Raw genomic sequence first — 13,682 nt, 5'->3', positions numbered from 1 at the left:
CTATCGGAAACCCCATGGAAGCAGTCGGTTCGAACGGGCCACAACCCGACGATCGGCGGAACCTCTGGTAGGACGGGCGGTATGGGTGAGATCGCGGTGGTCGGCGGCGGGGTGATCGGCCTGACCTGCGCGCTGCGGCTCGCGGGGGAGGGGCACCGGGTCGAGGTGGTGGCGGCGGCCCCGCCGCGGGACACCGTGTCGGCGGTGGCGGGCGGGCTGTGGTTCCCCTACCGGGCCGCGCCGGCCGACGCGGTGTTGCGCTGGGGCCGGGTCTCGTTGCGCCGCTTCGCGGAACTCGCGCACGACCCGTCCAGCGGCGTGCACCGGCGTCCCGGCGTGGTCCTGCACCGCACCCCCGACCCCGACCTGTCCTGGACCGCGGCCGTCCCCGACCACCGCCCCGCGACTTCGCTGCCCGACGGCGTCTTGTCCGGCGTCGAGTGCTCACTGCCCGTCGCGTCGATGCCCACCTACCTGCCGTGGCTGGTCCGGCAGTGCACGACGGCCGGGGTGACGTTCCGGCAGGCCGAGATCGACGACCTCGGTGTTCTGCCCCAGCCCACCGTCGTCGTGGCCGCCGGCCTGCGCTCCGGAACGCTGCTCGGCGACGACGACCTGGTCCCCGTGCGCGGCCAGGTGGTCCGGCTGGCCAACCCGGGCCTGCACCGGTGGCTCATCGACGACGACAACCCCGCCGGCCTGACCTACGTGATCCCGCGCGGCGACCACGTGGTGTGCGGCGGCACCGCCGACGAGGGGGCCACCGACCTCACCCCGTCCCCGGAGGTCGAACACGCCATCCTCGACCGGGTCCGGGCCCTGGTGCCGGAACTGCGGGACGCGCCCGTGGTGTCGCGGGCGGTCGGGTTGCGGCCGGCGCGGTCCGCCGTGCGGGTGGACCGGGTCGAGCGTGACGGCAAGGCGGTCGTGTCGTGCTACGGCCACGGCGGGTCCGGGGTCACGCTGTCCTGGGGGTGCGCGGAGGACGTGGTGCGGTTGATCGGTTCGTGACCCCGGGTTCGTGAGTCGGTTTGTGATCGGGTCGGCGCGGGCAACTCGTGGGTTACCGTTTTTCCACGCGGAGAGGGGGTGAGCGGACGTGGGATCCGGTGGCGTGGTGGCCGCGGCGGCGCTGGCGGGCGTGGTGGCGGCCGGTGCCGGCGGCCTGTCCGCACCCGACGACGAACCGTGGCAGGCACTGGGCCTGGAGGTGGTCGACCGGGCCACCCAGGACGACTCCGACTGCGTGTCCCACTCCTTCGGCCAGGTCCGCGACCTGCTGACCGCCACCCCGTGCGTCTCCCTGACCCGGCTGCTGATGACCGTCCGCGACGACCGGGGGACGCTGATCGCGGTGTCCGTGGCGTGGGTGCAGTTCGAACGCCCCGAGGTGGCGGCGGAGTGGAAACGCGTGGAGGACATCCACGGCACCGGCGACATCACCCCGCTGTCCCCGTCCCTGCTCCAACTCGACCCCATCACCTTCACCGCCCACCACTACGACTCGCAACAACTGGACACGACCGTCGTGGTCGCCGAGTCGGAACCGGTGCAGGGCGAACCCAGCGCGGACCTATTGAAGGACGTCGCGAAAGTCGCCGTCCGCACCCCGCGCCCCTGACACCGGTTGCCGGATCGGCAAGAAATGTGGCACGCCGGCGCGGCCCCGGTGCACAGTGCGGCCATGACGACTGCCGAAGAGTTCTGGGAGACCTTCTACCTCGACCGCGACCAGGTGTGGAGCGGCAAGGTGAACCCGCTGTTGGAGCGTGAAGTGCGGGATCTGGAGCCCGGCACCGCGCTCGACCTCGGGTGCGCCGAGGGCGGGGACGCCATCTGGCTCGCCCAGCGCGGCTGGCGGGTCACCGGCGTGGACATCTCCGCCACCGCCCTGGCCCGGGCCGCCGCCCGCGCCGAGCAGGCCGGGGTCGAGATCGCCTTCGAACGCCACGACCTGGCCGAGACCTTCCCCGCGGGCGAGTTCGACCTGGTCTCCGCCCAGTTCCTGCACTCGCCCGTCGAACGCGACGGCGAGCGCGACACCGTGCTCAAGCGCGCCAAGGACGCCGTCGCCCCCGGCGGGGTGCTGGTCGTCGGCGGGCACGCCGGGTGGCCGACCTGGCAGCACGACCACCCGCACCAGGACCACCGCTTCCCGACCACCGCCGACGTCCTGGCCGCCCTCGACCTGGACCAGGACTGGGTGGTCGAGACCGACGACGTGGTCGAGCGCGAGCACAACAGCCCCGACGGCGTGCCCGGCACCCGCACCGACAACGTCGTCCGCGTCCGCCGCCTCCGCTGAGCCGGCGTCCGACAACCCGACCAGCGCGACTCAGCGCGAGCGGGCGCGCAGGTGGGCCCGCTCGCCCTGCTGGCCGAACAGGGTCAGCAACTCCACCGGGTTGCGGTCGGCGGCGTCGAAGAAGTGCGGCACGTGCGTGTCGAACTCCGCCGCCTCGCCCGGCTTGAGCACCAGGTCCTGCTCGCCCAGGTAGAGCCGGAGCTTGCCGTCCAGCACGTACATCCACTCGTAGCCCTCGTGCACGCGCAACTCCGGCTCGACGTGCGACCGCACCCCCGGGATGATCATCTTGAACGCCTGGAGCCCGCCCGCCCGCCGGGTCAGCGGGATGATCGTCCGCCCGCCGCGGCGCACCGGCTTGAGGTGCACCCGCGGGTCGCCGGTGTCGGGCGCGCCGACCAGCTCGTCCAGCGGCACGCCGTGGGCGCGGGCCAGCGGCAGCAGCAGTTCCAGGTTGGCCCGCCGCTGCCCGCTCTCCAGCCGCGACAGCGTGCTCTCGGAGATGCCGGTCTGGGCGGACAGGTCGGCCAGCGTCACCTCGCGCTGCTTGCGGATCGCCCGCAGCCGCGGCCCGACCGCCTTGAGCACGTCGTCGAAGTCGTCCACCGCTGTCATCTTGCCGAACCGGCAACCGCCCGGCAAACGGGGTCAGTTGCGGCTGACGTGGTCGGGCAGCCGCACCACCGACAGCCGCCGGACCTCCTCCCGCAACGCCTGGACCTCCTTGAGCACCTGCTGGTCGGGCGAGTCCGCGTCGGACTCCATCGCGCTGCACACCACCGCGATGAACAGGTTCAGCATGGTGAACGTCCCCACCAGCAGGTAGCCGACGAAGAAGATCCACGCCAGCGGCTGGGCGACCATCAGGTCCCGCATCATGTCCGACCACCCGTCGCCGGTGGTGATCTGGAACAGCGTGAGCAGGGTGGACCCGAGGTCGGCGAACCGGGGGTCCCCGCTCGCGGTGAACAGGTTGTGCGCGATCACCGCGCCCACGTACAGCAACAGCAGCAGCAACCCGGTCAACGACAGCAACCCCGGCACCGACCGCACCAGCGCGCTGACCACCCGCCGCATGCTGGGCACCATCGACACCAGCCGCAGCGCCCGCAGGATCCGCAACGACCGCACCACCGACAACGGCCCCGCCGCCGGCAGCAACGACACCCCGACCACGACGAAGTCGAAGCAGTTCCACGGGTCCCGGAAGAACCGCGCCCGGTGCGCGTAGAGCCGCGCCGCCAGCTCCACGACGAAGATCGCCAGCGCCACGTGGTCGATCGAGGTCAACAGCCCGCCGTAGGAGGCCACCAGCGACGGCGAGGTCTCACATCCCAGCGCGATCGCGTTGACCACGATCACCGCGATGACCACCTGCTGGCAGCGCCGGCCGTCCACGACCTCGGCAACCCGTTCGCGCAAAGCCATCCGAAACACTCCTCGCCCAGTGGGTGTGGCAAGGACGTGCATCGGCGGACCGACCGGCCCGCTTGAGCCGGTTCACCTGGCCGGGTGATCAACTCGGCGCGGCTCCCCGCCGTGGGAGGAGCCGCGCCGAGCGGGTCAGAACGCCACGCGCAGCGACGCCAGGCGGCGCGAGGCGACCTGGGTGGCCACCCAGTCCACCTTGTCGTAGGCCGGGCGCAGGTCCGGGAGCTGTTCGCGCAGCACCGTGAAGCACACGTCGGCCTCCATCCGGGCCAGCGCCGCGCCCAGGCAGTAGAACGAGCCCAGGCCGAACGCCGTGTGCCGGTTGGGGGTGCGCGTGATGTCGAACCTGTCCGGGTCGGCGAACACCTCCGGGTCGCGGTTGCCGGCCAGCATCGCCAGGTAGACGTTCTTGCCCGCGGGGATCTCCTGGCCGGAGAACTCGACGGGTTCGGCGGTGACCCGGATGATCACGCTGGCCGGGCCGTCGCAGCGCAGCATCTCCTCGACCGCGCTCGCCATCAGCTCGGGCTTGCTCTTGAGCAGCTCGAACTGGTCGGGGTTCTCGAACAGCAGCACCAGGCCGTTGGCGATGAGGTTCGCGGTGGTCTCGTGGCCCGCGAACAGCAGCAGCACGCAGTTGGCGACGATCTCGTCCTCGTTGACCACGCCCTCGGCCTCGGCGGCGACGAACATGCTGATCAGGTCGTCGCGCGGGTCGGCGCGGCGGGCCGCCACCAGGCCGCGGACGTAGTCCTGCATCTCCAGGACGCTGCGCTGGCACCGGCGCAGCGCGGCCATGTCGGCGGGGGCGAACAGGGCGAGGATGTCCTTGGACCACGCCTGGAGCCGCTCGCGCTCGTCGGTGGGCATGCCCAGCATCTCGGCGATCACGTTGGCGGGCAACGGGTAGGCGAGGTCGCGGACGACGTCCATGCCGCCCTGGTCCTTGACCGCGGCGATGAGTTCCCCGGCCAGCTCGCGGACGCGGGGGCGCAGCTTGTTCACCGTCGAGGGGGTGAAGTAGCGCTTGAGGAGCTGTTGGAAGCGGAGGTGGTCGGTCTCGTTGGTGTGGCCCATCCACAGCTGCACGGACTGCCAGACCGGGGCCAGCTCGTCGCGTTCTTCCTGGCTCAGCCGGTCCAGGCCCTGTCCCATGTTGGCGGGGACCAGCCTGCGGTCCTTGAGGGCGGCGACGATGTCGGCGTGGCGGGTCAGCAGGTAGCCGTGGAGGGGCTCGGCCCACAGCACCGGGCTGTGCGTGCGGAGTTGGTGCAGGACGGGGTGCGGGTCGGCGATCAGGTCGGGGGTGAACAGGTCCGGCGGCGCGATGGCTGAATCGCTCATGTCCGCAGTCTCCTCCGACCCCGCCGGCCCGAGGTGCGGTCCAGACGAGGGATTCGCCGCGCATCCGGAGTAACCCGAGAGCGGTTCACGTCTCTTCGGGTGGCTCGTCGCCGTCGCGGTCGGCCCACTCCAGCAGCGGCTCCAACGAGAACACCGCGTCGTCGATGCCCGCGTGCAGGTCGCCCAGCTCGGCGAAGCGGGCGGGGACGGTGGCGATGGTGAGGTCGCGCGGGTCCACGTCGTCGATCTCGTCCCAGCGGATCGGGGTGGACACCGTCGCCTCGGGGTTGCCGCGCACCGAGTAGGCCGCGGCGATCGTGTGGTCGCGGGCGTTCTGGTTGTAGTCGATGAACAGTTCCTTCGGGTCCCGGTCCCGCCGCCACCACGTCGTGGTCACGTCGTCGGGGGCCCGCCGCTCGACCTCGCGCGCGAACGCCAGCGCGGCCCGCCGCACGTCGGAGAACCCCCACTCGGGCTTGATCCGCACGTAGACGTGCAGGCCGCGCCCGCCGGAGGTCTTGGGCCACCCGACCGCGCCGAGTTCGTCGAGCACTTCGTGGGCGACGTGCGCGACCCGTCGGACGCGGGAGAACGGGCAGTCCGGCATGGGGTCGAGGTCGATGCGCCACTCGTCGGGCTTCTCGGTGTCGGCGCGGCGGGAGTTCCACGGGTGGAACTCGACGGTGGACATCTGCACGGCCCACACCACGTCCGCCACGTCGGTCACGCACAGCTCGTCGGCGTGCCGGTCGTACCGGGGGAAGTGCACCCGGACCGTCCGGACCCACGGCGGAGCCCCCGACGGCAACCGCTTCTGGTGCACCTTCTCGCCGCTCACCCCGGACGGGAACCGGTGCAGCATGCAGGGCCGCTCCCGCAACGCCCGCACGATCCCGTCCCCGACGGAGAGGTAGTAGCGGGCCAGGTCGAGCTTGGTCTCGCCGCGGGCGGGGAAGTACACGCGCTCGGGGTTGGAGATCCGCACCGTGCGGTCCCCGACCTCCAACTCGACGGCAGGCGACTGGCCCATGCGCCGAACCTAACCCGAAACCCCCACCCGCACAGCCCGCCGACCCCCACCGCCGAACGAACCACCCGCCCACCGACCCGCACCGCCGAACGAACCACGCCCCGCCCGCCACCGCCCGCCCCCACCCCACCGCGTCCGGACAGCCGACCGCCGGGGGTTGCCGGGTGTGGCTCCGATCACCTACCGTCCGGTAAAGGTGAATCCGATTCGCGTACTCGGGAGCGGCGCATGAGGTCGACCGTCACGTCCGTGCTCGCCTGCCTGGCGGGCGTGCTGGTGCTCTCCGGTCTGCCCGCCGCGCAGGCCACGGCCGAGCCGTACCTCGTCGGGCGCGGCATCTCCGACGTCACCGGGCCCGCCGCCGAGAACGGCATGATGGGCTACTCCAAGTTCGACCAGAAGACCACCGGCATCCACCAGCGCCAACGCTCCCGCGCCTTCGTCGTGGTCGACCGGTCGTCCACCAGGCGCGTCGTCTACGTCAACGCCGACCTCGCCATGATCTTCCGCGCGGTCCAGGAGAACGTGCTGGCCAAGCTCCAGGCCCGCTACGGCACCCTCTACACGCGCGAGAACGTCCTGCTCTCCGCCACCCACACCCACGCCGGGCCCGGCGGCTACTCGCACAACCTCGCCTACAACCTGTCCATCCTCGGCATGCAGCCCCAGACCCTGGCCGCCGTCACCGACGGCATCGTGGAGTCCGTGGTCGAGGCGCACGAAGACCTCAAGCCCGGGTCGTTGTCCCTCAACACCGGCGAGCTGACCGACGCCAGCGTCAACCGCTCGCGGGTCGCGTTCGAGCGCAACCCCGACAAGGGGCACTTCCCGAACGCCATCGACCCGGCGATGACCGTGCTGCGGCTGCGCCAGGGCGGCACCGACGTCGGCGCGATCTCGTGGTTCGCCACCCACAACACGTCGATGACCAACGCCAACACGCTGATCAGCCCGGACAACAAGGGTTACGCGGCCTACCAGTGGGAGCACGACGACACCGGCGTCCGCTACCTCGACGACCGCCCCGGTTTCGTCGCCGCGTTCCCCAACACCAACGCCGGCGACATGTCACCCAACCTCAACCTGCGCCCCGGCTCCGGCCCGACCGAGGACGAGGTGGAGAACACCCGCGTCATCGGCGAACGCCAGAACCGCGCCGCGCAACGCGTCTACTCCGGACCGCAGACCCCGGTGACCGGCGGCATCGACCACCGGATGCGCTTCGTGGACATGGGCGCGGTCACCGTCGAGGGCCGCTACACCACCGACGGCCGCACCGGCCGGACGTGCTCCGGCGTGGTCGGCGCGTCCACCATCGCGGGCAGCACCGAGGACGGCCCGGCCATCCCCGGCTTCACCGAGGGCATGCAGAGCCCCATCAAGGCCCTGCTCGAACCCTTGAACGTCGAAGTGCCGCAGTGGCTCAAGGACTGCCAGTACCCCAAGGCCTCGCTCGTGCCGACCGGTCTGGTGCAGGCCACGCCGGACGTCCTGCCGTTGCAGATCGTCAAGATCGGCCAACTGCACCTGGTGGCCGTGCCCGGCGAGGTGACCATCGTCGCCGGCCTGCGCATCCGCCGCTCGGTGGCGGCCGAACTGGGCGTCCCCCTGGAGCACGTCCTGATCCAGGGCTACGCCAACGACTACAGCCAGTACGTCACCACGCCCGAGGAGTACGACCTCCAGCAGTACGAGGGCGGATCGACCCTGTTCGGCCGCAACACCACACCCGCGTACCAGCAGGAGTTCGGCAAGCTGGCCGCGTCCCTGCGCTCCGGCACACCCCTGACGCCCGGCCCGACCCCCGGCAAGCCGCCGTTCACCGACCTGAACCTGCAAACCGGCGTGGTCTTCGACGACAAGGCCCCCTGGCACACCTTCGGCCAGGTCCTGACCGAACCCGCCCCCGCCCACACCCGCGGCCAGACCGCCACGGCGGTGTTCGTCACCGGCCACCCCAAGAACAACCTGCGCCGCAACGGCACCTTCCTGGAGGTCCAACGCCTGGTCGGGGGCACCTGGACCAGGGTGGCCGACGACGGCGACTGGACCACCCGCTACCGCTGGCGGCGCCAGGGCATCGCGAACTCGGAAGCGACCATCACCTGGACCATCCCCGGCGACACCCCACCCGGCACCTACCGGCTGGTCCACCACGGCGACTGGAAGAGCGGCTGGACCGGCGCGATCACCCCGTTCACCGGCGCCACCCGCCCCTTCACCGTGAGCTGACCGGGTCGGCCGACACGGCGTCGAGGAACCGTCGCGCCGCCTCGGTGCGGGTGGTCGCGCCCAGCTTCGCCAGGATCCGGGACACGTGCACGCCCGCGGTGTTGGTGCTGATGACCAGGTCGGCCGCGATCCGGCGGTTGCTCTTGCCCTCGGCGACCAGCGCCAGGACCTGCGACTCCCGAGCGGTCAGGCCCGCGAGCGGCGACCGGGCCGGTGTCGGCCGCGGCGCGTCCTCCCCGATGAGCGCCAGCTCGTGCCGGTTGTCCAGCGTGCGCCAGATGCGCGTGGCCGTCGCCCGGTCGCCGCGGGCCTGGGCGCGGTAGGCCTCGTCCACCGGCCCGACGACCGGCAGGTCCGGCAGCCGCGCGGGCCTGGCCGCGGCGACCAGGGCCCACGCCTCGTGGGGGTGGGCGGCGAGGTCGTCGGCCGCCGCGGCGTAGCGGTCCGCCGCCGCGCCGGGGTCGAGGCGGACGAGCAGCGTCGCCAGCCTGATCCGGTAGGGCCTGGTCCACGGTTCGTCGCCGAGCAGCCGCCCGGCGTGGTCGGCGGCGGCGCGGGCGTCGCCCCGGTCGCCCCGCGCCAGCAGGACCTCGCCCCGCCCGATCAGCAGGGCGGCGTGGCTCAACCGGGGGAGGTCGGGCTCGCCGAGCATCTCCTCGACCAGGTCGAGCGCCTCCGACCGGCGGCCGAGCGCGGTCAGCGCCTGCACCCACTTCACGACCAGGACCGGGGCGCTCGTGGCGTACTGGAAGCTCTCCTGCGCTTGCCGCAGACCGAGCCGGATCACCTCGATCGCCTCGGCGTACGCGCCCACGGCCACGTGCAGGGCCGACTCCCACGTGGCCACGGTGATCGTGGTCGAGGCGTCGGCGGCGGCGCGGGCGGCGGCGAAGTGCTCGAAGGCCGTCGCCGGCTCGGCGGCGCGGGCTAGGCCCAGGTAGGCGTGGGCGCGGGCGGCCAGCGGCGGGAGGTCCAGCCGCGTGGCCAGGTCCAGGGCGGCGCGGGCGTGGCGTTCGCCCTGCGCGGGGTCGCCCGCGAAGACGAGGTCGAGCGCCAGCAGGGCCAGGACCTCGCCGCGCAGCGGCGTCGGCTCCGGCAGCAGGTCCAGCGCGGTGCGCAGGTCGTCGGTACCGCCGCCCGAGCCCATGTCCTTCAGCCGCGCCCGCCGGTAGTAGCGCCGCGGGTCCGGCGCTTCGGCCAGCGCCTCGGCCGACCAGCGCAGGCCGCGGGGGACCGCGTTGAGCGCGAGGCACGCCTCCACCGCCTGGTCCAGGACGGCGAGCCGGTCGATGCCGGCGGTGTCGTCCACCTCGTCCCACAGTTGGAGGACCCGCTCCAGCAGGTGCAGCCGCTCCGGGGCCGCGCCGGTCCGGCCGGCCGCCTCCCACGCGGCGCGCAGGGCGCGGGTGCGGTCGCCGGCCGCGTCCGCGTGCGCCGCGACCCGGGCGACGTGGTCGGGCCTGCCCGACAGCGCCGTCACGAAGCGCGCGTGCAGACCGGTGCGCTCGACCGGCAGCAGCCGCTGGTAGACGGCCTCGCGGACCAGGGCGTGCCGGAACGCGTACCCGGCGCCGTCGGCCAGCAGGACGTGCTGGTCCACCAGTCGGCGCAGCGCCCGGTGCAGGTCCGGTTCGGGCAGGTCGCTGACCAGCGCCAGGACGTCGTGGTCCACCCCCGTGCCGGCGACCGAGGCCAGCGCCAGCACCCGGGCCTCGTCGTCGGCCAGCGGGGGCAGCCCCGCCAGCAGCAGCTCCCGCAGCTCGGCCGGGGTGTCCTCGGGGTGCTCACCGAGCGCCGCCACGAACAGCGGGTTGCCGCCGCTGGCCCGGAACACCCGCGTGACCAGGGTCGGCTCCGGCTCCCGCCCCAGCAGCGCGGCGAGCTGACGGCCGGTCTCGTGCCTGCTCAGCGGCGCGGGCGTGACCAGCTCCACCGCGGGGGAGCGGACCAGTTCGGCGACCAGCCGCCGGAGCGGACCGGAGGCCGCCCGGTAGGTGCCGATGAGGAACACGTCGTCGTGGGCGAGGTTGGCCACGAGGAAGGTGAGCAGGCGCAGGCTGGAGGCGTCGGCCCAGTGCAGGTCCTCCAGGACCAGCACCAGCGGCCGGTCGTCGGCGGCGCCCTCCAGGGCGAGCAGCACCGCGCCCCAGTCGTCGGGGGAGGGGATCGACAGGCTCCGCAGCGGCGCCCGGAACGGCGCGAACGGCAGCCCGTCGTTGCCGAACTCCAGGCAGCGGCCGGTCAGCACGCGCGGGCCCGGCCCGAGCCGGTCGGTGAACTCGCGCACCAGCCGGGACTTGCCGATCCCGGCGTCACCGGTGATCAGCACCATGCGCGCACCGGCCTGGTGGGCGGCGCGCAGCGCGGCGAGCTCGGCCCCGCGACCGACGAACGTGCCACTGCTCCTGAAGAGGCTCACAGGCGAAGATAACGAGATCTCATGATCCGCGACAAACCCCTTTACCTGCACGATCGTCACCATGAACGAGATCAGGCCCTACCGCGTCGAGATCCCCCAGGCCGACCTGGACGACCTGCGGGCGCGGCTCGCCCGCACCCGGTGGACCGACGAGCTGCCCGGCGTCGGCTGGGAGCGCGGCGTCCCGACGAGCTACCTCAAGCGGCTCGCGGCCCGCTGGGCCGACGGGTTCGACTGGCGGGCCGCCGAAGCCGAGATCAACCGGTACCCGCAGCACACCACCGAGATCGACGGGCAGAACGTCCACTTCCTGCACGTGCGCTCGGCACACCCCGACGCCACACCGCTGCTGCTCGTCCACGGCTGGCCCGGCTCGGTCGTGGACTTCCTCGACGTGATCGAACCGCTGACCACCGGGGACACCCCCTTCCACCTGGTCATCCCGTCGATCCCCGGGTTCGGCTTCTCCGGCCCGACCACCGCCGCGGGCTGGACCGACACCCGCGTCGCCGCCGCCTTCGCCACCCTCATGGCCCGCCTGGGCTACGACCGCTACGGCGTGCAGGGCGGCGACGTCGGAGCCTTCATCGCCACGGCGCTGGGCCGCGTCGCCGCCGAGCACGTCATCGGCGTGCACGCCAACGCCCTGGTCACCTTCCCCACCGGCGACCCGGCCGACATCGCGGCGCTGACCGAGGACGAGCAGCTGCGGCTCAAGGCGATGAACAACTTCCAGGACCACCTGTCCGCGTACATGAAGTTGCAGGGCACCCGGCCGCAGACGCTGGCCCACGCCCTCGCCGACTCCCCGGTGGGCCAGCTCGCCTGGATCGTGGAGAAGTACAAGGAGTGGACCGACGCGGCGAAGGAGCTGCCCGAGGACGCCGTGGCCATCGACCGGCTGCTCGCCACCGTCAGCGTCTACTGGTTCACCGACACCGCGCGCAGCGTGGCCAACTCCTACTTCGAACGCTTCAACGACCCGGCGATGTGGGCCCCGAAACCGCCCTCGACCGTGCCGACCGGCGTGGCCGTGTTCCCCACCGGGGACTACGCCATCCGCCGCTTCGCGGAGAAGGCCCACCACGTCACGCACTGGTCGGAGTTCTACCGGGGCGGTCACTTCCCCGCGCTGGAGACGCCGGACCTGCTGGTCGAGGACGTCCGCGAGTTCTTCGGGGCCCTGGCCGGGTGATCGGGGTGCGGCCCGGCGGTGACGCGCGCCGCCGGGCCGCACCTGCTGGACGCTGGTCCTGTCCGCTAGACGCTGATCTTGCCCGCGCCCGCCCCGGCCGTCACGATCGACTTCACGTCCACCGCGTTGTCCAGCGTGTACGAGTACGGGATCGCCGCCACCGACCCCGCCGACTGCGGCGTGCCGGAGCCGACGAAGTGGTTGCCGCGCTGCACCAGCGTGCCCGCCGGCGAACCGGCGTAGCCGACCAGCGTCGGCTCGTCCACGTTCTCGAAGTAGTTGCCCTCCACCAGGACACCACCGTCGCAAGTGGACGCGACGCCGTACTCGTTGTCCCGGTAGTAGTTGTTGAACACGTGCACCGGGTTGCCGAACCGCACCCGCGGGTGGCGCGTGCCCGACCCGTCGAAGTGGTTGTGGTGGTAGGTCACCCGCAGGTGCCCGCGGTCCTGGGAACCGTTGCCGTCGCTGTGGCCCAGCAGCATCGTCTTGCCGTGGTTGAACGTCCGGTTCCACGACACCGTGATGAAGTCCGACGCCCGCTTGATGTCCACGGCCCCGTCGTAGCCGTTGCTGAACGTGTTGTGGTCGATCCACACGTTCGTGGACGCCGACTCGACGTTGATCGCGTCATCGTCCCACCCGGTGAAGGTCAGGTTCCGGATGATGACGTTCTTCGACCCGCTCAACGTCAGACCGCACCCGCTGATCGTCGCCCCGGACGCGCCCAGGATGGTCTTGTTCGACCCGACCCGGATCATGCCCGAGCACGAGAACGACCCGGTCACCCGGATCACCGCCGCGCCCGTGCCCGCCGCGGCCGTGGCCAGCCCGGACGCCGAGTTCACCGACACGGCCGCCGCCGACCCGCCGCCGGTGGTGCCGCCGTTCTGCGTGGCCCAGCCGACCAGGCCCGTGGGCGGCGCGGGGTTGTTCGTCGTGGTGGTCGTCGTGGTGGTCGTGGTGGTGGTGGTCGTGGTGCCGCCGGTGCACGACACGCCGTTGAGCGTGAACGACGTCGGGGCCGGGTTGCCGCCGGTCCACGTGCCGTTGAACCCGAGCGCCGCGGTCGCGCCGGTCGCCAGGGACGCGTTCCACGACGCGTTGGTGACCGTCACCGTGCTCCCGGACTGGCCGAACGTCCCGTTCCACCCCTGCTCGACCCGCTGCCCGGCGGTGAAGTCCCACTTCAGCGCCCAGCCGTCGAGCCGGTCGCCGAGGTTGGTCACCACGACCTCCGCGCCGAAGCCGCCCTGCCACTGGTTGGTGACCTTGTAGTCCACGCGGCACCCGGTCGCCGCCCCGGCACTGGCGCCCCCCACGAGCACCAGTGCCGCCGGCAGCACCGCCGCCGCGACCCCCGCGACCATTCGCACGACCCGGCGGGAACGTTTTTCCTCTTGTGAACTCACGCACGCCTCCTTGCGAGCAGAAAATCTTGAGTTCATGCAGGTGAACAGCCTGGGAGCGCTCCCGGAACGGCACGTTAACGCAACCCTTTCGCCGCCTGCAAGCCCCACTTCCGCCGCACTCCGTGTTCACGGTCCTGAACCGCTTAATCGAATCCCGGTTTCCGCGCCCCCGTCGGCCGTACCAGACGACCGTCGGCTCGACGGGGGAGCCCGTCACGTCCGATCGGGTCACGCCGCCCGCCGTCCGACAGACCTCCCAGCCCCTCGCGGTGACCGCTCGCCCGCGGGCTCGGCGGGGTCCGCCGGGGCCGGAC

Annotated in this window: 11 protein-coding genes; 5 read left to right on the top strand and 6 right to left on the bottom strand. The window is 72.4% G+C overall.

The window, feature by feature from the left end; all coding sequences use genetic code 11:
• Positions 1-81: 81 nt before the first annotated feature.
• The 3 genes from AB0A74_RS15410 (at position 82) to AB0A74_RS15400 (ending at position 2,305) form a co-directional block, all read left to right on the top strand.
• A complete protein-coding gene (locus AB0A74_RS15410; RefSeq protein ID WP_358249775.1) occupies positions 82-1,011 on the top strand; it encodes an FAD-dependent oxidoreductase in 930 nt (309 codons plus the stop codon).
• An 88-nt stretch (positions 1,012-1,099) separates the two neighbouring features.
• Entirely contained in the window at positions 1,100-1,621 is a 522-nt protein-coding gene (locus AB0A74_RS15405; RefSeq protein ID WP_358249773.1) for a hypothetical protein, read from the top strand.
• 63 nt (positions 1,622-1,684) lie between these two features.
• The gene (locus AB0A74_RS15400; RefSeq protein WP_358249771.1) at positions 1,685-2,305 is read left to right on the top strand and encodes a class I SAM-dependent methyltransferase; all 621 of its coding nucleotides are present in this window, start codon (positions 1,685-1,687) and stop codon (positions 2,303-2,305) included.
• Positions 2,306-2,335: 30 nt separating this feature from the next.
• Here the strand turns inward: AB0A74_RS15400 and AB0A74_RS15395 are convergent, their stop codons facing one another.
• The 4 genes from AB0A74_RS15395 to ligD form a co-directional block, all read right to left on the bottom strand.
• Positions 2,336-2,920, bottom strand: a complete 585-nt coding sequence (locus AB0A74_RS15395) for an XRE family transcriptional regulator (RefSeq protein WP_358249769.1) — start codon at positions 2,918-2,920, stop codon at positions 2,336-2,338.
• A gap of 33 nt (positions 2,921-2,953) precedes the next feature.
• On the bottom strand, positions 2,954-3,733 hold the full coding sequence (locus tag AB0A74_RS15390; RefSeq protein WP_358249767.1) for an ion transporter: 780 nt from the start codon (positions 3,731-3,733) through the stop codon (positions 2,954-2,956).
• Positions 3,734-3,868: 135 nt separating this feature from the next.
• Positions 3,869-5,080 (bottom strand): cytochrome P450, encoded by a 1,212-nt coding sequence (locus AB0A74_RS15385; protein WP_358249765.1) that lies wholly within the window; start codon positions 5,078-5,080, stop codon positions 3,869-3,871.
• An 85-nt stretch (positions 5,081-5,165) separates the two neighbouring features.
• Positions 5,166-6,110: a non-homologous end-joining DNA ligase gene (ligD, locus tag AB0A74_RS15380; protein WP_358249763.1), complete on the bottom strand. Its 945-nt coding sequence runs from the start codon at positions 6,108-6,110 to the stop codon at positions 5,166-5,168.
• 228 nt (positions 6,111-6,338) lie between these two features.
• On the opposite strand from ligD, the gene AB0A74_RS15375 reads away from it, so the two are divergent.
• A complete protein-coding gene (locus AB0A74_RS15375) occupies positions 6,339-8,342 on the top strand; it encodes a neutral/alkaline ceramidase (RefSeq protein WP_358249762.1) in 2,004 nt (667 codons plus the stop codon).
• Here the strand turns inward: AB0A74_RS15375 and AB0A74_RS15370 are convergent.
• Positions 8,329-10,761 (bottom strand): AAA family ATPase, encoded by a 2,433-nt coding sequence (locus AB0A74_RS15370; RefSeq protein WP_358249760.1) that lies wholly within the window; start codon positions 10,759-10,761, stop codon positions 8,329-8,331. The two genes, AB0A74_RS15375 and AB0A74_RS15370, sit on opposite strands and share 14 nt — an antisense overlap.
• Before the next feature lie 61 nt (positions 10,762-10,822).
• Here AB0A74_RS15370 and AB0A74_RS15365 point away from each other — a divergent pair, with 61 nt between their 5' ends.
• Positions 10,823-11,956 carry an epoxide hydrolase family protein gene (locus AB0A74_RS15365; RefSeq protein WP_358249758.1) on the top strand — a complete coding sequence of 378 codons (1,134 nt, stop codon included), beginning with the start codon at positions 10,823-10,825 and terminating at the stop codon, positions 11,954-11,956.
• 65 nt (positions 11,957-12,021) lie between these two features.
• Here the strand turns inward: AB0A74_RS15365 and AB0A74_RS15360 are convergent, their stop codons facing one another.
• Entirely contained in the window at positions 12,022-13,368 is a 1,347-nt protein-coding gene (locus AB0A74_RS15360) for a cellulose binding domain-containing protein (RefSeq protein ID WP_358249756.1), read from the bottom strand.
• Between the last annotated feature and the right edge of the window lie 314 nt (positions 13,369-13,682).

Origin of the sequence: Saccharothrix sp. NPDC042600 (assembly GCF_040647305.1) — a bacterium.
GTDB classification, from domain to species: domain Bacteria; phylum Actinomycetota; class Actinomycetes; order Mycobacteriales; family Pseudonocardiaceae; genus Actinosynnema; species Actinosynnema mutabilis.
This window is presented reverse-complemented; position numbering and strand designations above follow the sequence as displayed.